The organism is Desulfosoma sp., from assembly GCF_052743555.1.
In genome coordinates this window covers 17,924-42,880 of the sequence record NZ_JBRAHS010000016.1, presented here as the reverse complement: position 1 = coordinate 42,880, position 24,957 = coordinate 17,924, and the positions used below count along the sequence as shown (strand labels likewise).

The window sequence follows — 24,957 nt, the reverse complement described above, 5'->3', positions numbered from 1 at the left end:
CGGATCCGGAAGCGGCCGCATAGGCGGGTGTCAGCCAAAAGTGGAGGGGAACCAGAGCGCCTTTTAGAGCAAAGACGGCGAGAAGCAGATCGAAAGCCATGCGCGCCAATCAAGAGTTTTCTGCTGGAAGAGAAGCCATTTTGATGAATAGATCGGCAAGGTTCAGTGTGCCGAGGATGCCGTAAAGGACCCCGATGCCCACTAGAAAAAGGGACGAAGCCACCAAGTTGACCACCACGTAGTGAAACCCGGCACGACCGAGGGCTCGGCCTCTCCCATGGGTATCCTGCAAAAGGAGGGCGTAAGAACTTATAAGAAGAATCACCACAAAGACGTAAAGATTAAATAAATCCCCGGTCAGAAAGGTGCCGTAGAGGCCCAGCACTTGAAACTGGTACAGGGCATGGAACCCCCGCCCTTGAGCGTCTTGTCCTCGAACGGCATAGCCCAAAACCACCAAGGCCACCACCGCCGTGAGCAACATCATGACAGCGGCGAGCCGGTCCACCACGAGCACGATGCCAAAAGGTGCGGGCCAATGGCCCACGCTGTAGACCAGAGGAACTTTGGAGGCGGCCGCCCCGACAAATCGCAATGCTGTAATGAGTTGCGCCGCACAGGCCAGGGCGCTGGCGGCCCGCTTCCACGCCAGAGCGGCTCGAGCCATGGCAAGCAAGACGCCTGCAGTGCCGAGCGAAATCAAAATGGGAGCGACGACCCAGTGGTTTACTTTACTCCTCTGCAGGATCATCCACGTCGTCAGATCCACTGATCACCTGCGTGTGCAGGGCCAGAACCAGCGCAAAGGCGGTCATGGCAAACCCAATGACGATGGCAGTCAGCACAAGGGCCTGCGGCACTGGGTCCGCCACGCCGACGCCCAGATCCACCAGGGGCGGTTTGTTGGTGTGCAGTCGTCCCATAGCGAAAAGAAAAAGATTCACCGCATAGGACAGCACCATAAGGCCTAGGACCACGGAGAAGCTTCGCCGTTCCAACAGCAGGTACGCCGCTGCGGCCGTCAGGACACCCACCACTGCAGCAAACAATAGCTCCATCAGTCGACCTCCCCGCGACTCTCTTTAGGATGCGGCACCCTGTTCGGTCCCACACTCAGCCGCCCCAATCTTACATGGATCAGCAATAAAGTCTCGAGCACCGTGCCGAAGACTCCCAAATCAAAGGCGAGCGTGGAAGTGATTTCCCAGTGACCGATCAGCGGAACACGGCCGTGCACCACAGCCGATGTAAGAAAAGGGTGACCGACAAAGAGACTTCCAAGCCCGGTCAAAACGGCCAAAAGAAGCCCTGCGGCAATCAAGGGAATAAAGCGAAAGCGCAGCCTCGCTTGCGCCCATTCGATGCCGTTGGCCATGTGCAGTAAAATGTGGATCGTCGCCGCCACAAGACCGGCCACGAACCCGCCCCCAGGTCGATTGTGACCTCGAAGAAACAGAAAAACGGCCACCGACAAGGCCAAGGGCATGAGCAGGCGGGAGATCTGTGCCAAAATCGGAGGGTGCACTTTCTTTGACCGGCTTTCCAATGGAAAGCCCGACAAAACTCGATGCTGACGCAAACCATCCAAGATTCCAAAGATCACCACCGCCGCAATGGCCATGACTGCGATTTCCCCAAGGGTGTCAAGTCCTCGAAAATCCACCAAAATCACATTGACCACATTGGCGCCTTCGGCCAGAGGCTTTCCCACGCGAAGGAAATAATCCGAAACGGGGGCATAAGGGCGGGTGAGAACGCCAAGGGTGACGGCGGCAACGCCCACACCGATGACAAGTGCCAGAAAAACGTCAGCTCAACGGCGCGCCCTTGAAATTACGGAGGGGATTTCTTGAGGCATGAAGAAAAGAATCAAAAGCAACACCACCGTGAAAACCATTTCCACGGCGATTTGCGTCAGGACCAGGTCCGGTCCCGAAAACCGGACAAAGGCCAGCGTAACCACCACACCCGTGACGCCCAAGTTCAAGATCGCTGGTAAAGGACGGCTGCGGGAAAGAACGGCCACGCCGGTGGCGATCACAATAAGCCCCGCCCCCACTACAGTTGGGGCATCTAGAGATGACAAGGGCACAGGCACCAAAAGCGCCGTTCGGGACCTCACAAAAGCCAAAACACCCAGGAGTGCCGTCCATGCAAGCAAAAGAGCTAAAGAGCGACGCAAAGATCCATTGTGCAGCTGGCGAATAAAGCGGCTGGCCAAACCGATGGTGCCCTCCACCAAGCGTTCCACAATCATGCCCCCTATCCATGGTGGAAAATGTTCGTCGTGAAAACGAAAGAGAGGTTCCCGAAAGGCGTAAAGCACCACACCGCCCGCCATGACACCGGCGCTCAGGATCAGAGCCGGGGTAAGACCATGCCATAAAGCCAGGGAGTAATCGGGCGGCGGGGTCATCAGCACGGCCGCCGAGGCCGCATTTAAAATGGGCCGCACAGTGTGGTCCGGAAACAATCCAACCAAGAGGCAGACGCTGGTCAGAACCGTGACGGGCACTTTCATCCACGCCGGAGTTTCATGAGGACGCCGAGGAGGCTCGCACCACGGTCGAGCGAAAAACACGCCGTGCATGAACCGAAGAGAATAGGCCACGGAAAAGGTTCCGGCCAAAGCCGCCGCAAACGTCAAAACATGACGCAGAGCTCCTGGACCCTCCTGATGCAAAAGCTCCGCGAAAAACATCTCTTTGCTGAGAAAACCATTCAACAAGGGCACCCCCGCCATGGCCGCTGCTGAAACGGTGGCCAGCAAAGCCGTATAGGGCATGCAAAACCACAACCCGTTCAGAAGGCGCATGTCGCGGGTGCCCGCTTCATGGTCGATAATGCCCGCGGCCATAAAAAGGGACGCCTTGAAGGTGGCATGGTTCAGCACGTGAAAAACCGCCGCCACAGCGCCTAGAGGTGTACCGAGGCCCAGTAGCAAGGTGATGAGTCCGAGATGACTGACTGTGGAATAGGCCAGAAGTTCTTTCACGTCATGCTTGAACAAGGCCGTAGAGGCTCCCACGGTAAACGTGGCCACGCCGACTCCGGCCACAAGGGCAAACCACAGGGAAGTGCCCGAGAGCGCGGAAAACAATCGGGCCAAAAGAAAAACGCCCGCTTTGACCATGGTGGCTGAATGCAGATAAGCGCTGGCCGGCGTCGGGGCGGCCATGGCCGCTGGAAGCCAGAAATGAAAGGGAAACTGGGCCGATTTGGTAAAGACGCCCAGGAAAATCAGACCTAGAACGAGCGCGTAATGGGCGTGCGAGCGCACCACATCACCCTTGCCAAGAATTTCGGAAAGGCGATGCGTGCCGCTCATATGCCCGAGGAGCAAAAGACCTGCCAGGAGAGCCAGGCCGCTGGCCACGGTCACTATGAGCGCGAGTCGAGCGCCCCGGCGCGCGTTCTGTGATTCGCCATGGTAGGCCACCAAAAGAAAAGACACAAGGCTTGTGGCTTCCCAACACACAAACAGAAGAAGCAGATCATCGGCCAACACTAGACCCGTCATGCCCCCCCGCAAAGAGAAGCAAGAGCCCCAGGAAGCGCCCGAGGCGATCCGTTCGAGGCAAGTCGTAGTGGGCATAAAGCACCACGAGGAGACCGACGGCAAAGACGATAGCGCAAAAAGCCAAAGAGAGTCCGTCCAGCCGAAACGCCAGCTCCCATTCCATGTGCGGAATCCATGGACGGCGATACTCCATGACGTTTCCGGCTAGAACAGAGGGTAATAGAACAGCCAGCACACCCAAGGACATCGCCATGGATAGAGCCGCCGTCCATGCGGCCGTAGCACGTCCACGCATGGCCCCGATTGGGGCCAGTAGCGATCCGGCAGCGGGGAATGCCACTAATAAAGTCACAAGGTTCATTGGCGCTCCTGTGTGGCAACTTCAAGATCCGCAGATGGAAAGGTTTTGCTCGTTCAAAACGGCCATTGGCCACCTTCAGTCGCGAAGATCCTCATAGGCACGGATGACCACCATGATCAAGAAGCCGCAGATCATTATCTTGCCTCAAGGCAGCACGCATGTTAGGAAAGAGCAAAAAACAGGCCGAAAACAGGATTGATGCCATGGCCGAATCGACCCTTCCCGTGAGTGAAAACGAACTCAAGCTATGGATCGCCCAGAGTGTGGCCGAGGCGCTTCAAGAGAAGGCGGATGAACTCTTTACCCAAAAGATCGCCGCCTTTGTCTCGGAAAATGAACGGCGAGCCCGAGAACTGGCCCTCATGGAAAGAGTCATTCGTGTAGAGGAGGAACTCAAGGCCCTGCGTGAAATTCAGATCGCTCACTTCGGCGCTGCAGAGAAGCGCTTTGAGGCCATGGACAAACGCTTTGAGGCCATGGACAAACGCTTTGAGGCCATGGACAAACGCTTTGAGGCCATGGAGACACGCTTTGAGGCGCTGCAACGGGAAATAGTCGCTCGCTTTGAGGCCGTCGACAAACGCTTTGAAACGCTGCAGCGGGAAATGGCTGCTCGATTTGAAACTGTCGACAAACGCTTTGAAGCGATGGATAAACGCTTTACGATGCTTCAGTGGACCATGGGCTTGGGATTTTCTATTATAGTGGCCTTTCTGAGCATTCTGAAGGTTTGGTCGTAACTGCATTTTTGAGGCCGCTTTTTGAAAACGAGCGGCCCGCGAACGGTTTTTTGAAAGGCGTGAACTTGTAACTTTAGGTAACTCACCTTCGCCGCTTCTTTCTAAGGAGGCTCATGAAAGGCTGCTTGAAAACTCAATGATCCGCTTCAGGACCTCGCCGTTCCTTCTCACTAGACAGCCCCCTTTGGCAAACATCCGCATCACGGGACAGGCTCCTCAACGCGTTGTGAACGACGGCTCTTCGGCTGGTGGCAGTATGCGCTCCAACTTGTTTTTGCCCTTTCGTGTTGGCTGGAGGTATTCCCCTCGTCGCAAAAAGAGCCGATTCCCGTGACGGCGTGTGCGGTGAGCCTCATTCCTCGATGAGGATCTCTCCCGGTACGCACTCCTCTGCGGCCTGGCGCACTTTCGCCTCCAGATGCGGCGGAACGACTTCAACTATAACCCGCGAAAGCATTTGGTCTTCGTCATACTGAAAGACTTCCGGGCAGACCTTGCTGCAATTGCGGTCTCCCATACACAGTTCATAATCGATGCGAACATTCATGACAAACCTCCCCTGCCGTTTCCCGAGGCGTGCGGTCGAACCACCGGGACGGGCTTGGTGGCGTTTCGAACCACTCGTTCAGCCACGCTACCGAAGGGAAAATGCCCTTTGAGTCCATGGCTGGTGAGCACCACCAAATCCACGCCTTCTGCGTCCATGGTTTCCAGAATCTTTTTTGCCGGATCACCTCCGAGGACCAATCGTCGAAACCGTGGACACCCCTGTAGGGTGTTCCCGACACAAGGCATCCAGTCGATCCTCCGCTTCCTTGACGATCCACTGGTAGAACGTTTCCAGATGCTTTCGACCCCACTCGCCATACCAGGGTTCGTGCCCTGACATGTCTTCGACCACATAGAGAAGAAGGACTTCGGCGTCGAACTTACCGGCCAGATCAAGCACATAGGACAGAGCGGCGGAAGAGCTCTTGGAAAGATCCGTCGGCCATAGTATTTTACGCATCTTCATGGTGAGCTCCTTTGCAATGGTGATTTTCTCTTGAAGGAAATCTAAGCTTGTTCAGAAAGGATCACAAGACAAGGCAAAACGCGGCGTAGGAGCCTGTCTGAGAACACTTTCAGGAGGAACGGCGCAAGCCGCGACTTCTGATCGCGCGTTGCTGCACGGCTACAGCTTCATACCGTAAGGGTGCTGCTCAACCGCTGTCGAACAAGCTCTTAGACATTGGACCGTCCTCAACGGAATTCACATCCTGTCGTGACGTCTGGAGAAATGAAAATGGCCGACCATAAAGGGAAAAAGCCCTTCAGGAACACTGAAGAAAAAACCCTCGCCACCCTCCTGTCTCAAAGATCCGCTGCAAGGGATGCCCTTGAGGTGGTGATCAAGGCGGACACGGTGGGCACCTGTGAAGCCATTGAAACAGCCTTGCACAAACTCGGCTCGAAGGGGCAGCCCATCAAGGTGATACACCGCGGCATCGGGACAGTCTCCATATCTGATGTGCTAATGGCAGCCACGGCAAGCCGCCTGATTCTCGGGCTGGGGGTGGATTTGGGACCCAAAGTGGCTGTGGTCGCTCGAGACATGGGCGTGGAGATTCTCCTCTTTCATGTCATTCACGATCTGGTGGCTGCTGTGGCAGCCCGCGTGTCATCGGCCCCCCCCAGACAGCCAGCGGTTCTACGATGTCGGAAAAGATTCATGGTCAAGGCATGATTATCGCCCTGTTCGAGAGCAGTCGCCACGGTATCATCATCGGATGCGAGATCACCGACGGCGTGTTTCGAGTGGGCGCTCCCTTTCGTGTCATCTCCGCCATGGGCCCTGATTATGCCGGATTCATTCAGTCCATGCAAGTCGACCGAAATCCCGTCAAGGAGGCCGGTAAAGGTCGTCAGGTCGGGATCAAGATTCCTGACTGGAAAGGCGCCCGCCTGGGTGATCTGGTGGAGGTGTATGAAAAGACTTAAAAAAGCCATCGATGATTACGCGATGATTTCAAGAGGCTACCCCTTGGTGGATACGGCCCTTGAGAGGTTTCGCTACGTCATAACACGTGCCGTGCAAGAGCGTGGGCTTTCCAAAATTCTGGATGTGGGTTGTGGAACGGGCACGCAGGTGCTCAAGTTGCGGGCCGCTGGTCTGTGCGCCGTGGGCATCGACATCTCCCCGACCATGCTTCGGCATGCTGCCACCAGGGTGCCCGGTGGGGCATCTTCCTTTGTCCTTGGGGACGGACGTCGGCTTCCTTTCTCTGACCATGCCTTTGACGGCCTTGTGTTGTCTTTTGCCCTTCATGAAAAGCCGCATTCTCAGCGTCTGGCCATTTTGGCTGAAGGGCGTCGTGTTTTGAAACCGGGCGGCACCGTTGTCGTCTTGGACTATGTCCGCCCCGCTCGCGTGCACGGGCGGTTTTTATCGCTCTTCCTGAGTGGTATTGAACGGATGGTAGGACGCGCCCATTACCATGCCTTTTGCGATTATCTGCAAAGAGGCGCCACCGAAGGGGTGCTTCACGCCGCCGGGCTTCAGGTGCTGCGCTGCACCCTTGGACTGCTGGGAACGGTGGGTCTTTTTGAGGGTCGCTGGGAAACCCCGCATCCTGAGCGATTCGAGTCAAAGTCCGAAAATCATCTCCCTTAAGGCCACGAAGGTGCGCCTGTTCTGTGGATGGCGGGGCCTTCTGACACTGGGGGAGGCCTGTGGTCCGCTACAGGGGCCGCCCTGCACACCCAAGGCGCGAACCCTTGCCTCTGAAACGATCGCCTTCTCGGAGCCTTTCCGACAATGCGGATTTTGGCCCAATGGCCCCTTGCAACTTATTGAAATTGCAAGGGCGCCAATTGTCAAAAATAAGGTCTCGGACAAGCTCCTCGCCGTCCGGAAAAACTAGGGCAGCCACAAAGGCCACCCTGCATTTGCTGGCCTATGCCATAGCGGCTTTTGTACTCCGCGGTGGGCACAGCGTCAGAGGCCAAGCTTTTGCCGATTCTTTTCGATGTGTGCCAGAAGCGCGTCGGCGGCTTCCTGAGCGTTGGGGTTGACGTTGAGCAGTCCGCCCGTTATCTGAATGTGGTATTCAGTGAGCAGCTTCACCAAATTGGGGGCTCCCGTCACGTTGGGGACAGGATTCACGTAGGTATACAACCCGAAAGCCAAAGCGAAGATGGCATCAATGGTAGCCTTTTGTTCCATGTATTCCGGGGCGCAAGCGACGACGGGAAGATCGGGAATGGGAACCCCTCCAAGGGCATGGGAAACCGGGGCCACGAGGTCCGCGCAGCGGCCCGTGTCGGTGCACGTGCCATAGCTGAGCACCGGCGGCACCCCCAACGCTTCAAACACTGATTTCAGGCCCGGACCTGCCAGATCCTTGGCTTCGGGAAGACACAGTCCGGCCACCTGCAAAGCGGCGTTGACGCAGCCCAGGGACAGCACAAGGATGTCTCTTTTGATGAGTTCCTTAGCCACGCGCACACTGTGCACATCCTGACCGGAATCCCTCAGCGTGGTGCAGGAGACGAACCCCGCCACGCCGCCAACGGCGCCCTCCTTGATGGCCTTCAACAACGGGTCTAAGGACCCGCCCAAAGCCTCAAGAATACTTTCGGTGGAAAAGCCCACCACCGCTTCGCCAAGCTGCAGACCGGTCACCGGTTCGACGGCCTTGGGCCGTTGAGGGAAATTTTCAATGGCCATGGTCAAGAGGGCCGCGGCCTGTTCGGCTGCCTTTTCCGGCAAATAATCCAGGCGATCCGTGATGCCTTCAAAGGCGACAAGATCACTGACCGGAATGAGTTTGAAATGATACTTCTGGGCATACAGGGGATCGATGGGCATGGAACAATTAATGTCGCAGGCAAAAAGATCCACGCAGCCGCTGGCTAAGACGGGTCCCTGGATGATCCAGTTGCCTGTAAAACCGTAGAAGGCGTCATCCATGGTCCAGCGCTGAATCATTTCCTGGCCCGTTTCAATGGAGGCGATAACCCGCAGGCCCTTGGCGCCTACGGCTTTGGCCTTTTGTTACTATTCGGGTTGGCGAGCAAGCTGGACCATGGCAAAACCCAGAAAGGGTTCATGGCCGTTGGGAAGCACGTTCACGTAATCGGGGTCCAGGACTCCAAGGTCCACGCGCATGCGATGAGGCCTGGGAATGCCAAAAAGCACGTCCTGGCAGTATTCATTGATAATCTGACTCTGATAGGCCATGGCAATGCCCATGCGCATAACCTTGAGCGCCAGACTCACATAGTAGCCGTCCACGTTGGTGAGGCAGGAACTGGTGGCGCGCAGCATCTCCCCGTAGATGCCTCCCGTAAAGATATCCAATTTTTTCCACAGAGCCTGGCAGTCCGCCGGAGCCAGCCGGGCCACAATACCGCTAGGTTCGTGTGCAGGCTTGTTGAAATCCTGCTGCGCAAAATCACACAGGCGCAACGCCGTCTCCTCCGCCGATCCCGATGCATCCACGCCCAAACGCTCTGCAAAGGCTTTCAACTTCTGCGGTTCCGCCAGCCGAAAGGGGCTCTGCCCTCGAGCCGTCGCACGAAGGGTGCGCACCGTCTGTTCCGTGTGATAATGATAGGTGGACGCGCCCATGACATTGCGCAAGACCATCATGCGCATGGCCATGCCGTCGGCCTTGATGCCGCACACACCTCGCTTATCCTTTTCAGCATCGGCTCGGCACGGCCCGTTGGAGCACAGATCACCACGCACGCCCCCCCATGCAAAAGGGACACCGCTTGTCGGGATCATTGCCCAGCCCTTGGGCCGCATACCGATCCCAAAGGTTGGTCTTCCTGTCGCGACAAATCCGATCCACCATGGTCTGCACCGAGTCGTGGTATGACAACCGTTCCTTTTCCATACCTTTCCTCCATGATAAGAAAGACCTGGCCGTGGGGCGCACCACTGTTCCGCGCGCCGCCATGAAGTGAACTTAATTTCACTCATTAAACCCTATAGGCGAAAAAACTTCAAGGGGGGCTAACAGAAGGGCTGGAATATGGCCTCGCATAAAGTGAAAGAAAATTCTCAATCAAGACAGGCACCACAAAGCACAGCGGGACTCGAAGGGCGACGAGCGCAAATTGCCGAGGCGGCCCTGCGCATTGTCAATCATGAGGGGTTAAAAAGCCTCAGTGTGGCCCGTTTGGCTCAAGAATTGGGCCTGGTACCCTCGGCGCTGTACCGTCATTATGCCAACAAAGATGCCATCCTGGATGCGGTTTTGGAACTGGTGGCAGAGCGTCTGGCAGAGCATGTGGAACGGGTGCGGCGGGAACATTTTTCTTCGTTGGCCCGACTGGATGCCTTGTTGGCCCACCATGTCTTCTTTATCACGTCCCATCAGGCCCTTCCTCGAATCCTTTTTTCCGAGGAAATTATCGGCGATGCGGAGCGAAGGCGGGTACGGCTGGGCGAAATCATTCACGCCCATGTCATGCGCATTGCGGCCATCATTGAGGAAGGGCAGCAAGAAGGGGAGCTGCGTTCGGACGTATCTGCAGAGGCGGCGGCCGTGATGTTTCTTGGGATTGTGCAACCGGCGGCCATTCTGTGGCATGTGAGCGGCGGACGTTTTGATTTTTCCGAACATGCCCGCACCGCTTGGAAACTTTATCGCCAGTGCCTGAAACTTTAAAAAAGGACCGCCGCCTTCACGGCGGTCCTCGGCTCTTCGTCCTCTGTGACCTCGCCTTTATTCCTCGTCGACAATGCTTTCCTTCAAGGCCCGAAGTGTCGGCACAGGAACTGGAAGAAGAAGGTTTCGGTCGGGATTGTACATCATCCGATAAGAAAACCCCCGATTTCCCTGGGACGCCATGACGCTCCATCCCCGCACGAGGTATGGACAAGAATCATTAAAGCAGATGTACATGAACTCGTTGTCCCATTCGGTAAAGGGAGTCTGAGGAACCCTCCACTTTTTCATGCGCTCGCCACAGTGGGGACATTGCAGCGTTTTCGCAATATGGCGCTTCCTTTGTTCCACCTCCTCGGCCGACTTGGCCTCACCTGCACTCAGCGCCACCACCGGCCGTTGGCGCCGCCCCTCGGGCCTCCCTTTCTTTTCCGCCCACATGGCGTAGACGGGATCGCTGGGAATGCCCAGATGGGCATACTTGTCATCGGCCGGGCGTGGTTTTCCCTTGGAGACCACCAGGTGGGTCTTTTCGAATTCCGGCACACTGGCAAAAAAATCTTCCACAAGAAGAATACGTTCTTCTTCACTGCTTTCCCTCCAGATCTTGACGGCCTTTTGTGGAAACATGCGGTTGGAGAAGATGACCAAAAACATGCCACCCGGCTTGAGCACCCGCGCCACTTCCGCAAAAACTCGAAACGGCTGCGTCATGTAGTCCACAGAGACCGTGTTCAGGACCACGTCAAAGGTATTGTCGCCAAAGGGAAGCCGAGGATCAGCATTGAGGTCGTGAAGCACGTAGCGGTGAAGCGCCTTGTTGGATTTCAGTTCATTTTCGTTGAGCCCCAAGGCCACCACTTCGCCGGGCTGGACCGTGTCGGGAATGTGGGAATCCCATCCCGCCATCAAATCCAAAATCACCGGTCGATCTTCAATGATCAGGGTGCCGATGATCTGTTCCACCGTCTCAAGGGCGACGCGGTCCAAGTGGGAAACAAAGCGATCCCTTTGATAAAAGACCGCATCGTCCGTCTCATCGACTCTTTGAAAAGCGTCCTCTGTGTAAACCCATTGCTGCACCCTCTCCTGCATTGCGTGTTTTTCGGCCATGCCTCGCTCCTTTCCCTGTGCGGACAACAACCTGTCGGGGTTTGTCCGGTCATGAACAAAAGCACTGTGGGCACGAATGGCAAGAGGGTGTGGGCACGAAACTTACGGCATTGAGTTCAAAAACCCCGTTTTTCGGAAACGCAGGCATTCGGCCTTTCCTGCATGGGGCAACCAGCCGAAAGGCCGCTCCTACAAACCGGGAGCAAATCCGTGCCTTGGTTCCAAGTGGCTCATCGGGGAGGAAAGCTCGGCGGGCGCGCACAACATGCAGGATCTCATCCATGGGCGCGCCGCAAGGCGCGATAAGGAACCACCGCTTACGCCGCTCCCGCTGAAGGTGTTCTCAGACAAGCTCTTATGGGACCGGCACGGCCGCAGGGATATGGATGTCCTCAATTCAATGTGACTCACTCGATGGGGTGTCCACCGAGGTGACCGTGATGTGCGTGGCCTTTTCGGGTCCTTCCAGCAAAAGAAAGGCCCGAACGGTCACCTCGATAAGGGTCGACTGGGGATGATCCAGCAGTCCTTGAATCTGAGGGTGTCGCTCTTGAAGGCGCCGTCGCATCTCAACGTCCCGGGCGCCATCCATCAGGGGCGCGGCCCACCCTTCTACGGTCAAGGACCGAATGGAGGGGCGGTCGCCGGCGCCTTGGCGCGTGTCCACAAGCAAGCTCACGTGCCCGTTGTCCACAATGTTTCGATATTTGGTGGTGTCTCGCCGTGTAACCATGTAAAGGGTCAGACCGTGGTCGTCGGTGACGTAGGCCATGAGGGAACAATGAGGCTTGTGGTCCCGGCAGGTGGCCAAAACGCACATATCGTGCGATGTGAGCAAAGCTATCATTTTCTTCAGCATGGTATCCCTTTTTCACCTCTTTTTTTCCGCGCACTCGTAAAAGGCACGGCATCGCCCAGGATTCCACAGGCCGGCAGGCGTCTTTCTTGAGCACGCACGTGGACCGCAAAAGCCGCGAACGCAAGACCGCGCGCGTGGGATCTTCTAAAGAGCCCCCACCACCCGTAAAACCTTAGCAAGTCGGCTTCCCAAAAGCAAAGAAAGCTTAACGACTTGGTTGACATTTTCTTCTCATCAGGGCACCTATGGCAAGGGTGCTTTTGTGTGGCATCGCAGCGGAAAACGGCGGCACCACGGTTCCGTCGAAAACCAGAGAACACTTTGAACCGAGCACAAGGAAGGCAGCGATGAAGGCACGAGCATTATGGGCGATTCTGGCGGCGATGGCTATCTTGGCAACGGCTTCGAGCTGGACCATGGCCGGGACCTACAAAGACGAGTACAAAATGAGCATCGTCGTCGGCCCTAAAGGCCCTTGGGGGGAGGGGGCCCAAAAGTTTGCCGATCTGGTGCGCGAAAGGACCCAAGGACGCATCAACATCAAATGTTACTTCGCAGGCCAGCTCTTCGCCGGAAAACAAACCAATGAGTTTATGCTGATGCGCCAAGGGGTCATCGATTTCGCCCTCGCTTCCACCATCAACTGGTCGCCTCAGGTCCCGTCCCTGAACTTGTTTGCTCTGCCGTTCTTTTTCGAATCCTACGAACAGCTGGATGCGGTGAAAAACGGCCCACCCGGCGAGGAACTGTTCCGCCAAATCGAAGAGCGCGGTGTGGTGCCTTTGGCTTGGGGAGAAAACGGATTTCGGGAATTGACCAATCGCGTGCGGGCCGTGGATTCCCCCGAAGCCATCAAGGGCCTGAAAGTCCGTGTGGTGGGTTCTCCCATTTTTATCGACACCTTTCGTGCCTTGGAAGCCAATCCCATCAACATGAACTGGGGTGAAGCGCAAACCGCCTTTCAGCAGGGCACTGTGGACGGTCAGGAAAACCCGGTCAACGCGGTCATCATTCCTTACCAGCTCTGGCAGGTGCATAAATACATCAGCATCTGGCACTACGCCATCGACCCGCTCATTCTCGGAGCCAGCCAACAGACATGGAAAACCTTCAGCCCCGAAGACCAGGCCATTGTGAAACAAGCCGCTCTGGATGCCTGCGCCTGGGAAATTCAGCAGGCACGCCAGGGGCTTCAGAACGACATGGCGGCTTTGGACACCTTGCGCCAAAACGGCATGGAGGTCACAGTGTTCACACCGCAGATGCGCACGGCTTTTCGCGAAAAAACTCGAGCCGTGTACACCGATTGGAAGGAAAAAATCGGTGCGGATCTGGTCACCCAAGCCGAGAAGCTTCTCGGGCGATAGGTCTTTGGACCGTGAAGGCATGAACCGATGCATCACCCATGGATTCTCTGGCTTCGGGACCATTTTGAGGAAGCGGCGTGCGCCCTCCTGCTCCTTATGATGGCCCTGGTGGCCTTTGTCAACGTGCTTATCCGCTACGGCACCAATTATTCCTTTGCGTTCGTAGAAGAGGTGGAAGTGAGCGCGCTGGTATATCTGACGGTTTTTGGGGGCGCTGCGGCGTTTCGCAAGGGTCTGCATCTGGGGCTGCATTTCCTGTTCGTTCGTTTTCCCCTAACGCTTCGGCGTGCGGTGCTCATTCTTTCCATGACCCTCATCCTTCTCGTGTTTGGAACTCTGGCCTACTACGGCATCGTGCAGATGCGCGAGGAAATGGCCCTGACCACCCTATCCGAAGCCCTGCAGGTCCCCCAGTGGGCCTATACTCTGGCAGTTCCTCTGGGAAGCCTGCTCATCATCGCCAGGGCTCTGGAACGCTCCCGCGTGCTCTGGAACGACAAAGGATAACGTGAAAGAGGCATCATGGACCCGGCGATTTGGCTGTTTTTCGCATTTCTGGCGCTGCTCCTTTTAGGCATTCCCATTGCGGTGGCCTTGGGCAGTGTGGCCATCGTCATGATTTGGCATTTCCAGCTGGGCATTCCGGTGGTGTCGTCCAATTTTTACGCCGGTATCGCCAAGTATCCTTTGCTGGCCATTCCCTTTTTCATCTTGGCCGGCATGATTCTTGAGCGATGCGGCGTGTCACAACGCCTGGTCCATTTGGCAAGCCTTGTGGTGGGATCTCTTCCTGGCGGGTTGGCCATCGTGGCCGTTCTGGTGTGCGTGTTTTTTGGCGGGGTGAGCGGTTCCGGCCCCGCCGATGCCGCCGCCATGGGGGCCGTGCTCATTCCCGCCATGGCTCGAAAAAATTACGCTCGAGACTTCAGCGCGGCGTTAATAGCCGCCGGAGGTTCCACAGCTATTGTGGTACCTCCCAGCATTGCCTTTATTCTTTACGGCGTCATCACCACCTCGTCGGTGCCGGCCCTCTTTGCCGCGGGCATCTTTCCCGGCATTCTCGCCGGCCTTTCGCTCATTTTACCTGCATATTATATTTCCAAGCATCGAGGCTACATGGGCGAGCGCCGCGGTACCGCGAGGGAAGTGGCCGCGGCCTTTAAGGACGCCTTTTGGGGGCTGCTTGCCCCTCTGGTCATCCTCGGAGGCATTTACGGCGGCATTTTCACGGCCACGGAAGCCGCCATTGTGGCTGTTTTTTACGGCGTCTTTTTAGGTTTCGTGGTCTACAGAACCCTGAGCCTCAAGAACCTTTATCAGATTCTTGTGGATGCCGCCGTGTCCTCGGCCGTGGTGCTGATCATTGTGGCCCTGGCCGGCCTCTACAGTTGGGCTGGAGCTACTCTTGGGGTCATGGAAAAAATCGCCGCTTCGTTGCTGTCCGTATCGTCCCATCCCGCGGCGGTCCTGCTCTTGGTGAATCTCCTCATTTTCATAGCCGGGATGCTTTTGGACGCCATTTCCATCTACTACGTATTTCTGCCCATTTTAATGCCCATTATGACCCATTTCGGTTGGGATCCCTTGTGGTTTGGTGTGGTTATGACGCTGAATCTGGCTATCGGACAGTTCACGCCGCCGGTCGCTGTCAACCTGTTCGTGACCACCAATTTGGCCGGCATTTCTCTGGAGAAAGCTTCCGTGGCCACCTTGCCCTTTATTGCGGCCATGGCTGTGGCGCTTATTCTTGTCGCCGTGTTTCCGGCCTTGAGCCTGTGGCTGCCACGATTGTGGGGGCTGTATTGATCCAAATCTCTTCGCGCCCTTCCAAAAGGTTTTGAAAGGCTCCGCTTCATGAGCGCTTTTCGTGTGCCTCAGGATCGCATTCAAGCCGTTAACCCCTGTGCTGCGAACCCTCAAGGGGACTTCGTTCTCTACTGGATGACTGCCTATCGGCGCTTGTCTTGGAATTTCGCTCTGGACCGCGCCGTGCAATGGGCTCTTGAGCTTCAAAAGCCTTTGGTCATTCTTGAGGCCCTGCGCGCGGATTACCCGTGGGCCAGTGACCGGTTTCATGGCTTTATTCTGCAGGGCATGAGGGAAAACGAGGCCCTGAGTCGTTCCACACCCGCGACCTATTATGGTTACGTGGAACGAGCCAGCGGCGAGGGCAAGGGACTGCTGAGTGCTCTGGGGCAAAGGGCCTGTGTCGTCGTCACGGATGATTTCCCCGCCTTTTTCCTTCCTTCCATGATCGAGGCCGCTGCTCGAAAGCTTTCGGTGCTTCTGGAAAAAGTCGACAGCAACGGCCTTCTTCCCATGAACAGCCCAGGCAAGGTTTTCCTCACAGCTCATAGCTTTCGCCGGTATCTTCAGCAGACGCTTCGGGATTTTCTGGAACACAGGCCGTTGGAAAATCCCCTGGACCGATTGCCTCCGCTCCATTCCGCTCCAAATCTTGAGAACCTCTTTCATCGATGGCCTCCATGCACGGCAAACGACCTTGAGCGCCCTGATGATCTGGCATCCGCGCTGCCCATCGATCATCGGGTGAACGCTTGTTCGATCCGTGGAGGCTCAACCCCGGCGCGCCGCCGCCTGGAGCACTTTATTGCACGGCATTTGTCCCGCTACGCCCAGGACCGCAACCAACCTGACGAAGATGTCACCAGCGGCCTTTCCCCCTACCTGCATTTCGGGCACCTGAGTGCCCACGAAATCTTTGACGCTGTGGGCCGTCACGAAGCTTGGTCTTTGGAGAAGTTGGCCCTGAAAGCCACAGGATCTCGTGCAGGATGGTGGGGTATGAGTGAAGGGGCCGAGGCGTTTCTCGACCAGTTGGTGACGTGGCGGGAACTGGGGTTCAACATGTGCCGATACACTGCGGACTACGACGCCTATGAGTCCCTGCCAGCCTGGGCTCGAGAAACTCTGAAAAGGCATACATCCGATACCAGGCCTTATGTGTACGCACTGGAGGAGCTTGAACAGGCCGAAACCCACGACCCTCTGTGGAACGCCGCCCAAACCCAACTGGTCTTGGAAGGGCGCATACACAATTACCTACGCATGCTGTGGGGGAAAAAGATCCTGCACTGGAGCCGTTCTCCTCAGGAAGCCCTCCAGTTGATGATCGAACTCAACAACAAGTACGCTCTGGACGGCCGGGACCCCAATTCTTACACGGGCATTTTTTGGGTGCTGGGGCGTTATGACAGGCCCTGGGGCCCCGAACGCCCAGTCTTTGGAAAGGTTCGTTACATGTCGTCGAAAAATACCGCACGAAAGATCCGCCTGGAAGAATATCTTTCCAGATACGGAAAAACCTGAGGCTCAGGCGCCCGATTTTCTTGCCACGCCCTTCATTTTTCTTCAATTTCTATGACCGTGTCGCAAAACACCCCCTGTAGGAGCATGTCCGAGAACTCATTTTTGTGCATTGCCAGTCTCACCATTTCATCTTGTCATAGGACTTAGACGCGCTCATATTTTCATATCTGACTGCGCTTCCAGGAGGTCCTCCCTTCAAAACTTTGGGCGCGCAACTTTCCGATAAGAAAACAAGAACCGCATAGAGCATACTCTATAGAGAGCTTAGGCATCTTCCTTTTCGACGGTACGAAACGCCACAAAAGCGCAAGTGCTCAGATGGTTGAGATCCAAGCTCATCAAGGACACCTCTTCTTTGTTCAGCCATAGACGTTCGCCTTTGGGTCTGTCCGAAACCCTTCAATCCTTGAGGCATTGCACGGCCTTGTTCCTTTCCAGAAGAATCCCCCTTTTGAGCAGCACCGGCCCCAATTCGGCAATGAGGCGGTTAAAAAGTTTGACGTGCACGCGCACCGATGCGCAGGTGGCTGTAGACATCGCCTCGATCTTCCGGGGTCTTTGACCGTGGCGCAACCCTGCCAGGGGACTGTTTTTTCGAAGAATGGCTCCCGCCAACCCCGGCATAGGGCCTGAAAGGGCCAGCACATCCCCCTCGCTTAAACAGGCCGAGGCCACATCATCCACGGGAATGCCGTTCAGAAAAAGGGTGCCGATGTGTTTTTTCAACAGTTTCCCGGTCCAATCGCCACTGGTCTATGAGCAGTTCGGCCACGGTGGTCTTTGGCGCAACGTAGACCCACACGCCGCCTTGGAACCAGGGAAAGAAGGCACCAAGCACATCCCCACCTTCCAGAACCAGTTCGCACACCATTTTGTTTCCTGTTTCCCGCGCAAAGTTCATGACATTCCTCTCTCGATCATGTTATGGAGAGGCAATGGCACGACGCCAATCCGCCTGGCTCGATTCATGAAGGAGCGTTTCATGACCCAGATTTTCGGCTACCATACCCCCCACACCATCCTCTTGGCCACGGATAGTTTAGCTTTGTGCCCCGATGCGCGAGGCGGTTGGGAACGAAAAACGGTGCGCAAGATCGTTCCTCTGTCCCCATCCGTTTTCATGCTCTCGGGGGGTTACGGCCTCGGCTTGGCCTTGAGCCATCAATTCGCCGCGGCCGTGCGTTCTCAAGGGCTATGGGACGTGGAAAATATCTTTCCCAAGGCGCTGCCATTTGCCAGGGCCCAGGCTCCGTTACTGCACCAACAGATGGGCACCTTTTCAAGGCCGGGCGATGCCGACATGGATCGTTATTACATTCTGCTCGCCGGCATCTCTTTGCGAACCAATCCCCCTTCCGCTCACTGGATGCTTCTGGGCGCCGAGTCCCATGAAGCTTCCATCGAACGCATTCCCCTCGGATCCTCTCTGGCCATTCCTCGACATCTGGGATTTGAAGTGCGGGTGAGCCGCCTTTCGGGGTCGGCGCAGGATCTGGAAACAGTCAAGAAACTCATGGAAGATCTGCTGCGACACCGTGCCCAGCAGTCCCAGGACGCTGCACCGCCCTTTTTCCTTCTTCAAATGGACGCCAACGGCATCCAAGAACGGCAGCTGCCATAATGGTGTGCCCGAAAATGGCTTCTCGAGGCCGTTTTCGTTGCATTCTGTAGGCGCCCCGCACGGCGCGATCTCCGCATTTCACCGGATGCCCAAAGAGCTGCGCCAACCTGGGGTCGCGGCTTGCGCCGCTCCGACAACGAACATTGCCGCCTTGCACCGTCACTTCATATCAACATTCTCCGACGCGCTCTCGGAGGCCGTCAGTCTACGACGCGTTCCGCGCTGGTGCGGAAGATTTCCATGCCACGGCCGCCCAGTTTCCTTCGCAGTTCGTGCAGGGACGCTCGAAGACGGCCGCTCTCCTCGTCGGGCACGACCACCACTACGGCACAGTTGTAGCCCGGCCACACGGCATTATCCATTTTCGGGACGGCATGAGGACCTTTGCCCAAGACCCGGTCCCATTTGGTGAACCCATTGACACAGCATCCTTCCAGGGTTTCCATCACGTCCTCATCGTAGCCCGCATCATAAAAAACCCAGTACATGTCCATACGTCACCTCGGCGCATCGTCGTTTGGCCATGCCTTGGCGGCCTGGCGCCGCCTTTCCAACACATAATAGAAAGTGGGGACCACAAGGAGCGTCACTGCGCTGGAAAGGGTGAGCCCTCCCAGCATGGTTATCCCCAGAGGGTTCCAGGTTTCCGCACCCACGCTGCGGGAAACGGCCATGGGCAGCATGCCGAAAAAGGTGGTCAAAGTGGTCATGAGCACCGGCCGCAAGCGGCTTCGGCCCGCTTGCGCGACGGCATCAAAGAGTTTCAAACCCCTCTTTTCCAAAAGGTGTGTGTAGTCCAATAAGACGATGGCGTTGTTGACCACAATCCCCACCAGCATGACTACGCCCATGAAGGACACCACGCCCAGCGTTGTTTCGGTCAGGTAAAAGGCATATAAAACACCGCTCACTGCAAAAGGCACGGAAAACATAATGATCAGGGGGTCTCTCAGGTTACCGAAAAGGGAGGCCATCACCATGTAAACCAGCACGATGCCTAAAACAAAGAGCAGGGTCAGTTCACGAAAGGCCTTCCGCTGCTCTTCCACGTCCCCTCCAAAAGCAAGGCTGACTCCTTCCGGAATATCCATGGCCGCCAGTCGCTCTCGAATCTCCGCGCTGGCCGATCCTAGGGATCGTCCCCAAAGGTCCGCTTCCACCTTGACAATCTTTTGGCGATTCTTGCGCTCAATCTCAATGGGTCCCGAACCTTCACGCAGGGTGACGAAATTTTTGAGTTGCACCGTGCGGCCGTCAGGCAAGGGAACGGGAGAACGCAAAAGGTTTTCCAGTCGATCCTTGTCCTCTTCCTTAAGCCGCGTGAAGATATCAAAGCTGTCCCCGGCATCCCGGTACACGCTTGCTTCCTTGCCGTAAAAATAGTTTCTGAGCACCGCGGCCACCTGAGCTACACGAAGGCCGAGGGCCGCCGCTTTTTCTCGATCGATGACAACCCACAGTTCCGGGCGTGGGGGCTTTTGGCGGATTTCTACGTCCACGAGGCCGGGGATGGAGAAGAACGCTTTTTCCACGCGCTGCGCCGTGTCCATAAGGACATCCATATCCGCGCCCTGGATTTCCAATGAAACGGTTTTGCCACGGCCCTTGAGGATCTGGGTGATCGGGTCTTGGGCCGTGACCATAATGCGGCTGATGCCTGGAATCTTTTGCAATTCCTTGCGCAAAAGCGCCGCAATCTCCTGAGCGGAGCGATCCCGCTTGTCCCGATCCACCAACTTCAGGCCGATGGACCCTACGTTGGCGCCTTCCTCAAAACCCAAAGCCACACCGATCCCTTCTTCGGACTGCCCGGCAAAGGCATAGGAATGGCGAAATTCTTCCGGCCTCACCACCCTGTCGATGTTTTCCAATATGGCTTCCACCACCCGGTTGGTCTCTTCAATGCGCGTCCCTTCCGAAAGCCTGAAATCCACCAGAATGTCTCCGCTGTCCACTTCGGGCATAAAAGACGTGGAAAGAAATGGGACCAACAAAAGGCTGCTCACAAACAGGGAAAAGGCCAAAAACAAAGTGGTCTTGCCGTGATGCAAGCACCAGTGCAGGATGACCCCATAGCCTTGTTCCACCTTCAAAAAAGCCGCTTCGCTCCACCGGTAAAGTTTTCCCACCAGCCCTGTGTGGCGTTCCGGCAAAAAATGCCTTCGATGCAGCCATTGCGAAGACAACATGGGGGTCAAGGTGAGCGCCGTGAACAGGGAAACCCCCAGGGTGATCACAATGGTGAACCCCAACTGCTTGAACATGATGCCAGCCAGGCCGGTCAAAAACATGAGCGGCACGAAAACGACCACCGTGGTCAACGTGGACGCCGTAATGGCCAAACCCATTTCACTGGCGCCGAACATGGCCGCAGCCGTTCTTCGACTCCCCCGCTCCATGTGACGCACAATATTTTCCAGCACCACAATGCTGTTGTCCACCACCATGCCCGAAGCAATGGCCAGGGACATAAGCGAAATGAGGTTAATCGTATAACCAAATAAATACAACAAGATAAAAGAAACGATCAAGGAAAAGGGAATGCTCAAGGCAATGATGAGTGCAGAACGGATCTGTCGAAGAAAAACCACAGTGACCAAGACCACCAGGGCGATACCGTAGAAGAGTGTGCTGCGAAGGTTTCGAATGGAGGTCAAGATGTTCTCGGCCATCTCCATGACGATGTGAATGCGCACGTCGGTGGGCAACGTCTTTTGAATTTCTTCGATCTTGGCGCGCACTCGACGGGACACCTCCACGGTATTTTCCCCCGTCTGTTTTTGCAAAATGAGCACAATGGCGGGTTTGCCATCCCCCCAGCCGTTCAGTTCCATAGGCTTGAAGTCGTCTTGGACGCGGGCGATATCGCGAAGGTACACGGGGCGGCCTTCATAGAAGCCCACCACCGTGCTTTCCATTTCTCGAACGTCGGCAAATCGAGCGGGCACGCGCACGAAGTATTCTTTTTGTCCCGCTTTAATGGCTCCAGCCGGAATATTGACGTTCTCCGCCGCCAGCAACCGATTGACCTGTTCCAGAGATAGCCTATACCCTTCCAGCTTTTCTAGATCAAAATAGACATTGATGCGGCGCCGCAAACCGCCGTAGAGCTGAATGGCTCCGACGCCGGGAACCCTTTTGAGTTCATCGGAAATGCGCTTATCCACCAGATGATACAATCGAGGCCAACTGCTTTCCCCCGTGACGGTCATAAAGAAGATGGGCGCCGTGGCGCTGCTGAATTTGTAGAGCATGGGGGCTTCCACATCGGAAGGAAGGTCTCTCTTGGCCCGTTCCAACCAGTCTCGAATATCGTTGGTGGCCACTGAAAGATCGGTCCCCCAGGTGAAGCGGCACACCACCACGGAAAGGTTATCCAAGGACTTGGAGGTGAGCGTGTCCAGGTTGCTGACGGCGTTCACTTGGTCCTCGATGACTTTGGTCACCTCGGTCTCCACGTCCGAGGCACTGGCTCCCGGCCACGTGGTCAGAATGGATACCACGGGAGGGCTGATATCCGGAAACATGTCGATGCTGAGGCGAATAAGGGACATGATTCCCAGCAAGAGGCCCGCAGAGAGAATCATCAAGGTCGCTACTGGCTGGCGCACGGCGAATTCGGGAACTCGCATGGGGCTTTCTCTTCACATCCAGTTTGAATTTCAGAACTGTCTGCGAACCTGCGCTCACGATGCCTTGAAATCGGTCATCTCCACCGACGATCCCTCCACAACCCGGTTCTGGCCGCGCACGATCACCTGGTCATTCAAGCGAAGCCCTTCCACAATTTCCACAAGGGTTTCCTGTTCAATCCCAAGGCGCACATTGCGCAGGTGCGCTTTTCCCCCTTCGACCACAAACACGTAAGGCTGCCCCGTTCCAGGCAGACGCACCACGGCGTCTCGGTCCACGACCAAGGTTTCACGCCTTTTGAGGGGAATGGTCACGTGGGCGAACATACCGGAGCGCAGGGCCATGTCGGGGTTGGGCAAGTGGAGTTCGGCCAAAGCTGTGCGGGTTTGAGGATCCAGGACGGGAGAGAGCACCGTAACCGTTCCTTCAAAGGTTCGGCCGGGAAAAGCATCCAGCCGACAAAAACCTTTCATGCCCGGGCGCATGAGTCCAAAATCCTTTTCCGGCACATGAAAGACGACCTTTAGGACCGTTTCATCGGTAATGCGCACGATAGGTTTTCTCGTGTCCGTAAGGTTTCCCGGGTCCAGATAACGTTCCGCCACCATGCCGGCAATGGGGGAACGGAGAAAGAAATCGGCATGAATTTCCTCGAGAGTCTTCAAGGCCGCTTGCGCTTCCTCCACCCGCGCCTGCGCTGCTTGATATTCCGCTCGAGTGTGATCCAACCGCTGCTTGGCGACGGCTTTTTCTCGATACAGGTTTTCCATGCGCCTTTGATCTTTTTCCAGCAAAGCCATTTGGACCCGTGCCGCTTGAAGGCTCGCCCGGGCCTGGCGAAGACGCGCCGCCACTTCCGCATCGTCCAACCGCACCACCAGAGCGTCTTGTGAAACCCACTGCCCCCGCTCAAAAAACACCTGTTGGATTCTCTTTCCCGGCACGGCAGGATACAGGTACACATCCCGCATGGGAACGAGATCCCCAGTGGTTTTAAGGGATTCTTCCACTGAAGCCAGGTGCGCGGATCGTACCGCCACGGGCACCGCGACGTCGAGATCCCGAGTTTCCGAAGGGCGCGACCGCAACCGCACCACATTGAAGGCGCTCAGCAACAGCAAAGCCGCCGCGACCCCAAGCGCCACAACCATAGAGATTCGTTGCTTGGGGTGTTGCGCGGATTTATTGTCCATGCGATACTCCTTCGATACATTCTCGGCGGCCCACGGCCCGATCCAATTCCGCCTGAGCGATATGGCGGCCGTAGTGGGCGGCATAGAAGTTGGCTTCCGCTTGCGTCAGGTAAGTCCGCGCATCCAGGACCTCAGTGACGGTGGTCACTTGCTGCTGATATTGCAGGCGGGTGATTCTGAGGTTTTCTTTGGCCTGTTCCAGGGCTTTTTTTGCCGTGTGAATATTTTCCTCCGCCACCTGCACATCCGCCAACGCCGCTCTGACTTCCAAAAACACACTGCGTTCAATGTCCGCCAACCTTTCCTCAAGAGCCCTGAGGCTATGGCGCTGACGGCGCACCTGGGACTGGCTGCGCCCCCATTCAAAGATGGACCAGTCCATGCGCACGCCCACGGCAGCCGTCTCCGGGTTTCGATAATCGTTCTCTTCCCCCAAAGGATCCTTGCCCGTGCGCTCGTACATGCCGACGGCAAACACCTTGGGATAGAACTCGCTGGCCGCCAGCCGCACTGCTTCTTTCGCCTTGCCGACCTCCAGCCTTAGGATCGCCAGTTCCGGTCGAGCGCGTGAAGCCTCCGCGGTCAGTTCGTCCAAAGACAGCGCCTGAGAGAGAGGAAAGGCCCCGGCCTCATGGAGGCGCACGGGGTGGGCAAAATCCCGACCCAAAAGGCGGTTCAAATCCGCCGAAGCCAATTCCATATCTTTTTGCCGGCGCACATGAACTTGCTGCGCTTGCGCCAGAGCCACTTGCGATTTCAACACATCGTTGTAGGGAATGAGGCCCTGATCGTAGAAGCGTTGCGCATCCTGGAGGTGCGCCGCCAGTTGATCCACCGCTTCGCGGGCCACGTCCAGGCGACGCTGCGCCAAAAGCACGCGGTAATACGCCGTTTTGACATGCTTGATAACGTCCAGAATTGCCGCTTCCTTTCGCACTTGGGATACCGCCACGTCCAGGGCGGCGATCTTTTTCTTGGTGGAAAGCGCAAAGCCGGTAAAGAGGGGCTGGGTCAAGGTCACATCCCACGTGTAGGTGCCGCGATGGCCCATGTTCACTTCCTGCACCCCAAGGTTTGTGCGAAGTATGGCGTATGGATGGTCTTCAAGCCGAAAATACTGGTAGTGGGCGGAAAGCGAAGGTTTCAAAGCGGCTTGGGCGCTCTCTTGTTCATTCATGGCCGCCTTTTCCAGCTCTTCGGCCTCTCGAATCAGGTGATGGTTGGCCAAAGCCTCTTCCACGGCCGCCTGCAGGGACAAAACCTCATCCGAAGCCGTACCGGCGGCCGCACAAAACGCTGAAAAGCTTCCCAGGCACAAGAGGCAGAGCCCCCACCAAAGGCTCCATCGCATGGTTTTTTCTCGTCTTTTCCAAGACGGCATGCCGTTTTTGCCCCCTTTGGTCGGCGCTCGACCTTTGACCTTAAAGGTCCTGAGGAACCCCTCGCCGCTCACACCCACGATCATCCCTTTCCCCTCTCAGCCTGTTGACAGGGTCTCCACCCTTGGCCCTTCCTTTCCCGTTCCATTCAGACGCCTCGCGTGGGTGGCCGTCGCGGCCA

Annotated in this window: 26 protein-coding genes and 1 pseudogene; 10 read left to right on the top strand and 17 right to left on the bottom strand. The window is 56.4% G+C overall.

The features are described from left to right. Nucleotides 1–109: 109 nt before the first annotated feature. From ACUVSA_RS11270 to ACUVSA_RS11250, 5 genes are all read right to left on the bottom strand, one after another. Nucleotides 110–667, bottom strand: a complete 558-nt coding sequence (locus tag ACUVSA_RS11270; protein ID WP_445894892.1) for a proton-conducting transporter transmembrane domain-containing protein — start codon at nucleotides 665–667, stop codon at nucleotides 110–112. A gap of 64 nt (nucleotides 668–731) precedes the next feature. Next, entirely contained in the window at nucleotides 732–1,058 is a 327-nt protein-coding gene (locus ACUVSA_RS11265; protein ID WP_445894891.1) for a Na+/H+ antiporter subunit C, read from the bottom strand. Continuing rightward, nucleotides 1,058–1,783 (bottom strand): hydrogen gas-evolving membrane-bound hydrogenase subunit E, encoded by a 726-nt coding sequence (mbhE, locus tag ACUVSA_RS11260; protein ID WP_445894890.1) that lies wholly within the window; start codon nucleotides 1,781–1,783, stop codon nucleotides 1,058–1,060. Before mbhE ends, ACUVSA_RS11265 begins: the two co-directional genes overlap by 1 nt. Nucleotides 1,784–1,813: 30 nt before the next feature. Continuing rightward, nucleotides 1,814–3,520, bottom strand: coding sequence for a proton-conducting transporter transmembrane domain-containing protein (locus ACUVSA_RS11255; protein WP_445894889.1), 1,707 nt, complete (start codon nucleotides 3,518–3,520; stop codon nucleotides 1,814–1,816). Continuing rightward, nucleotides 3,495–3,881 carry a hypothetical protein gene (locus tag ACUVSA_RS11250; RefSeq protein ID WP_445894888.1) on the bottom strand — a complete coding sequence of 129 codons (387 nt, stop codon included), beginning with the start codon at nucleotides 3,879–3,881 and terminating at the stop codon, nucleotides 3,495–3,497. The genes ACUVSA_RS11255 and ACUVSA_RS11250 overlap by 26 nt, the downstream gene beginning before the upstream one ends. 203 nt (nucleotides 3,882–4,084) lie before the next feature. Between ACUVSA_RS11250 and ACUVSA_RS11245 the strand changes: the two genes are divergently transcribed. Continuing rightward, entirely contained in the window at nucleotides 4,085–4,621 is a 537-nt protein-coding gene (locus ACUVSA_RS11245) for a hypothetical protein (protein WP_445894887.1), read from the top strand. Between the two features lie 352 nt (nucleotides 4,622–4,973). On the opposite strand, the gene ACUVSA_RS11240 is transcribed toward ACUVSA_RS11245, so the two are convergent. The 3 genes from ACUVSA_RS11240 to ACUVSA_RS11230 are packed head-to-tail and all read right to left on the bottom strand — an operon-like array spanning nucleotide 4,974 to nucleotide 5,636. Continuing rightward, on the bottom strand, nucleotides 4,974–5,168 hold the full coding sequence (locus ACUVSA_RS11240; protein WP_445894886.1) for a ferredoxin: 195 nt from the start codon (nucleotides 5,166–5,168) through the stop codon (nucleotides 4,974–4,976). Next, nucleotides 5,165–5,326, bottom strand: coding sequence for a universal stress protein (locus ACUVSA_RS11235; protein ID WP_445894885.1), 162 nt, complete (start codon nucleotides 5,324–5,326; stop codon nucleotides 5,165–5,167). The genes ACUVSA_RS11240 and ACUVSA_RS11235 overlap by 4 nt, the downstream gene beginning before the upstream one ends. A gap of 25 nt (nucleotides 5,327–5,351) precedes the next feature. Then, a complete protein-coding gene (locus ACUVSA_RS11230) occupies nucleotides 5,352–5,636 on the bottom strand; it encodes a universal stress protein (protein WP_445894884.1) in 285 nt (94 codons plus the stop codon). Between the two features lie 264 nt (nucleotides 5,637–5,900). On the opposite strand from ACUVSA_RS11230, the gene ACUVSA_RS11225 reads away from it, so the two are divergent. From ACUVSA_RS11225 to ACUVSA_RS11215, 3 genes are read left to right on the top strand one after another with little or no spacing between them, the layout of a single operon-like run. Continuing rightward, nucleotides 5,901–6,347, top strand: a complete 447-nt coding sequence (locus ACUVSA_RS11225) for a translation initiation factor IF-2 (protein WP_445894916.1) — start codon at nucleotides 5,901–5,903, stop codon at nucleotides 6,345–6,347. Further along, nucleotides 6,344–6,601 (top strand): hypothetical protein, encoded by a 258-nt coding sequence (locus tag ACUVSA_RS11220; RefSeq protein ID WP_445894883.1) that lies wholly within the window; start codon nucleotides 6,344–6,346, stop codon nucleotides 6,599–6,601. Before ACUVSA_RS11225 ends, ACUVSA_RS11220 begins: the two co-directional genes overlap by 4 nt. Then, nucleotides 6,588–7,274: a class I SAM-dependent methyltransferase gene (locus tag ACUVSA_RS11215; RefSeq protein WP_445894882.1), complete on the top strand. Its 687-nt coding sequence runs from the start codon at nucleotides 6,588–6,590 to the stop codon at nucleotides 7,272–7,274. Before ACUVSA_RS11220 ends, ACUVSA_RS11215 begins: the two co-directional genes overlap by 14 nt. 324 nt (nucleotides 7,275–7,598) lie before the next feature. Here ACUVSA_RS11215 and cooS read toward each other — a convergent pair. After that, nucleotides 7,599–9,504: pseudogene (gene cooS / locus ACUVSA_RS11210) on the bottom strand (anaerobic carbon-monoxide dehydrogenase catalytic subunit). Between the two features lie 138 nt (nucleotides 9,505–9,642). On the opposite strand from cooS, the gene ACUVSA_RS11205 reads away from it, so the two are divergent. Beyond that, complete coding sequence (locus ACUVSA_RS11205) at nucleotides 9,643–10,281, top strand: TetR/AcrR family transcriptional regulator (protein WP_445894881.1); 639 nt, start codon at nucleotides 9,643–9,645, stop codon at nucleotides 10,279–10,281. A gap of 57 nt (nucleotides 10,282–10,338) precedes the next feature. Here the strand turns inward: ACUVSA_RS11205 and ACUVSA_RS11200 are convergent, their stop codons facing one another. Both ACUVSA_RS11200 and ACUVSA_RS11195 read right to left on the bottom strand, forming a co-directional pair. Next, nucleotides 10,339–11,394, bottom strand: a complete 1,056-nt coding sequence (locus ACUVSA_RS11200; protein ID WP_445894880.1) for a methyltransferase domain-containing protein — start codon at nucleotides 11,392–11,394, stop codon at nucleotides 10,339–10,341. 397 nt (nucleotides 11,395–11,791) lie between these two features. After that, a complete protein-coding gene (locus tag ACUVSA_RS11195) occupies nucleotides 11,792–12,253 on the bottom strand; it encodes a pyridoxamine 5'-phosphate oxidase family protein (protein WP_445894879.1) in 462 nt (153 codons plus the stop codon). 347 nt (nucleotides 12,254–12,600) lie between these two features. On the opposite strand from ACUVSA_RS11195, the gene ACUVSA_RS11190 reads away from it, so the two are divergent. From ACUVSA_RS11190 to ACUVSA_RS11175, 4 genes are read left to right on the top strand one after another with little or no spacing between them, the layout of a single operon-like run. Beyond that, nucleotides 12,601–13,620, top strand: a complete 1,020-nt coding sequence (locus tag ACUVSA_RS11190) for a DctP family TRAP transporter solute-binding subunit (RefSeq protein ID WP_445890581.1) — start codon at nucleotides 12,601–12,603, stop codon at nucleotides 13,618–13,620. A 27-nt stretch (nucleotides 13,621–13,647) separates the two neighbouring features. Continuing rightward, nucleotides 13,648–14,127, top strand: coding sequence for a TRAP transporter small permease (locus tag ACUVSA_RS11185; RefSeq protein WP_445894878.1), 480 nt, complete (start codon nucleotides 13,648–13,650; stop codon nucleotides 14,125–14,127). A 15-nt stretch (nucleotides 14,128–14,142) separates the two neighbouring features. Continuing rightward, a complete protein-coding gene (locus tag ACUVSA_RS11180; protein WP_445894877.1) occupies nucleotides 14,143–15,426 on the top strand; it encodes a TRAP transporter large permease in 1,284 nt (427 codons plus the stop codon). Nucleotides 15,427–15,474: 48 nt separating this feature from the next. Beyond that, a complete protein-coding gene (locus tag ACUVSA_RS11175; RefSeq protein ID WP_445894876.1) occupies nucleotides 15,475–16,950 on the top strand; it encodes a deoxyribodipyrimidine photolyase in 1,476 nt (491 codons plus the stop codon). 399 nt (nucleotides 16,951–17,349) lie between these two features. Here the strand turns inward: ACUVSA_RS11175 and ACUVSA_RS11170 are convergent, their stop codons facing one another. Next, the gene (locus ACUVSA_RS11170; RefSeq protein WP_445894875.1) at nucleotides 17,350–17,634 is read right to left on the bottom strand and encodes a hypothetical protein; all 285 of its coding nucleotides are present in this window, start codon (nucleotides 17,632–17,634) and stop codon (nucleotides 17,350–17,352) included. Continuing rightward, a complete protein-coding gene (locus tag ACUVSA_RS11165) occupies nucleotides 17,627–17,851 on the bottom strand; it encodes a hypothetical protein (RefSeq protein ID WP_445894874.1) in 225 nt (74 codons plus the stop codon). Before ACUVSA_RS11165 ends, ACUVSA_RS11170 begins: the two co-directional genes overlap by 8 nt. An 81-nt stretch (nucleotides 17,852–17,932) precedes the next feature. On the opposite strand from ACUVSA_RS11165, the gene ACUVSA_RS11160 reads away from it, so the two are divergent. Next, nucleotides 17,933–18,571: a hypothetical protein gene (locus tag ACUVSA_RS11160; RefSeq protein ID WP_445894873.1), complete on the top strand. Its 639-nt coding sequence runs from the start codon at nucleotides 17,933–17,935 to the stop codon at nucleotides 18,569–18,571. 200 nt (nucleotides 18,572–18,771) lie between these two features. Here the strand turns inward: ACUVSA_RS11160 and ACUVSA_RS11155 are convergent, their stop codons facing one another. From ACUVSA_RS11155 to ACUVSA_RS11140, 4 genes are read right to left on the bottom strand one after another with little or no spacing between them, the layout of a single operon-like run. Further along, a complete protein-coding gene (locus tag ACUVSA_RS11155; RefSeq protein WP_445894872.1) occupies nucleotides 18,772–19,065 on the bottom strand; it encodes a PG0541 family transporter-associated protein in 294 nt (97 codons plus the stop codon). 3 nt (nucleotides 19,066–19,068) lie between these two features. Continuing rightward, on the bottom strand, nucleotides 19,069–22,203 hold the full coding sequence (locus ACUVSA_RS11150) for an efflux RND transporter permease subunit (protein WP_445894871.1): 3,135 nt from the start codon (nucleotides 22,201–22,203) through the stop codon (nucleotides 19,069–19,071). Nucleotides 22,204–22,257: 54 nt separating this feature from the next. Next, a complete protein-coding gene (locus ACUVSA_RS11145; protein ID WP_445894870.1) occupies nucleotides 22,258–23,397 on the bottom strand; it encodes an efflux RND transporter periplasmic adaptor subunit in 1,140 nt (379 codons plus the stop codon). Next, nucleotides 23,387–24,862: a TolC family protein gene (locus ACUVSA_RS11140; RefSeq protein WP_445894869.1), complete on the bottom strand. Its 1,476-nt coding sequence runs from the start codon at nucleotides 24,860–24,862 to the stop codon at nucleotides 23,387–23,389. The genes ACUVSA_RS11145 and ACUVSA_RS11140 overlap by 11 nt, the downstream gene beginning before the upstream one ends. Between the last annotated feature and the right edge of the window lie 95 nt (nucleotides 24,863–24,957).

Coding starts and splice junctions, on each gene's coding strand:
- ACUVSA_RS11270 (WP_445894892.1), bottom strand. CDS start 667: ATGGCTCGAGCCGCTCTGGCGTGGAAGCGGGCCGCCAGCGCCCTGGCC.
- ACUVSA_RS11265 (WP_445894891.1), bottom strand. CDS start 1,058: ATGGAGCTATTGTTTGCTGCAGTGGTGGGTGTCCTGACGGCCGCAGCG.
- ACUVSA_RS11255 (WP_445894889.1), bottom strand. CDS start 3,520: ATGACGGGTCTAGTGTTGGCCGATGATCTGCTTCTTCTGTTTGTGTGT.
- ACUVSA_RS11250 (WP_445894888.1), bottom strand. CDS start 3,881: ATGAACCTTGTGACTTTATTAGTGGCATTCCCCGCTGCCGGATCGCTA.
- ACUVSA_RS11245 (WP_445894887.1), top strand. CDS start 4,085: ATGGCCGAATCGACCCTTCCCGTGAGTGAAAACGAACTCAAGCTATGG.
- ACUVSA_RS11240 (WP_445894886.1), bottom strand. CDS start 5,168: ATGAATGTTCGCATCGATTATGAACTGTGTATGGGAGACCGCAATTGC.
- ACUVSA_RS11235 (WP_445894885.1), bottom strand. CDS start 5,326: ATGGACGCAGAAGGCGTGGATTTGGTGGTGCTCACCAGCCATGGACTC.
- ACUVSA_RS11230 (WP_445894884.1), bottom strand. CDS start 5,636: ATGAAGATGCGTAAAATACTATGGCCGACGGATCTTTCCAAGAGCTCT.
- ACUVSA_RS11225 (WP_445894916.1), top strand. CDS start 5,901: ATGAAAATGGCCGACCATAAAGGGAAAAAGCCCTTCAGGAACACTGAA.
- ACUVSA_RS11220 (WP_445894883.1), top strand. CDS start 6,344: ATGATTATCGCCCTGTTCGAGAGCAGTCGCCACGGTATCATCATCGGA.
- ACUVSA_RS11215 (WP_445894882.1), top strand. CDS start 6,588: ATGAAAAGACTTAAAAAAGCCATCGATGATTACGCGATGATTTCAAGA.
- ACUVSA_RS11205 (WP_445894881.1), top strand. CDS start 9,643: ATGGCCTCGCATAAAGTGAAAGAAAATTCTCAATCAAGACAGGCACCA.
- ACUVSA_RS11200 (WP_445894880.1), bottom strand. CDS start 11,394: ATGGCCGAAAAACACGCAATGCAGGAGAGGGTGCAGCAATGGGTTTAC.
- ACUVSA_RS11195 (WP_445894879.1), bottom strand. CDS start 12,253: ATGCTGAAGAAAATGATAGCTTTGCTCACATCGCACGATATGTGCGTT.
- ACUVSA_RS11190 (WP_445890581.1), top strand. CDS start 12,601: ATGAAGGCACGAGCATTATGGGCGATTCTGGCGGCGATGGCTATCTTG.
- ACUVSA_RS11185 (WP_445894878.1), top strand. CDS start 13,648: ATGCATCACCCATGGATTCTCTGGCTTCGGGACCATTTTGAGGAAGCG.
- ACUVSA_RS11180 (WP_445894877.1), top strand. CDS start 14,143: ATGGACCCGGCGATTTGGCTGTTTTTCGCATTTCTGGCGCTGCTCCTT.
- ACUVSA_RS11175 (WP_445894876.1), top strand. CDS start 15,475: ATGAGCGCTTTTCGTGTGCCTCAGGATCGCATTCAAGCCGTTAACCCC.
- ACUVSA_RS11165 (WP_445894874.1), bottom strand. CDS start 17,851: ATGAACTTTGCGCGGGAAACAGGAAACAAAATGGTGTGCGAACTGGTT.
- ACUVSA_RS11160 (WP_445894873.1), top strand. CDS start 17,933: ATGACCCAGATTTTCGGCTACCATACCCCCCACACCATCCTCTTGGCC.
- ACUVSA_RS11155 (WP_445894872.1), bottom strand. CDS start 19,065: ATGGACATGTACTGGGTTTTTTATGATGCGGGCTACGATGAGGACGTG.
- ACUVSA_RS11150 (WP_445894871.1), bottom strand. CDS start 22,203: ATGCGAGTTCCCGAATTCGCCGTGCGCCAGCCAGTAGCGACCTTGATG.
- ACUVSA_RS11145 (WP_445894870.1), bottom strand. CDS start 23,397: ATGGACAATAAATCCGCGCAACACCCCAAGCAACGAATCTCTATGGTT.
- ACUVSA_RS11140 (WP_445894869.1), bottom strand. CDS start 24,862: ATGATCGTGGGTGTGAGCGGCGAGGGGTTCCTCAGGACCTTTAAGGTC.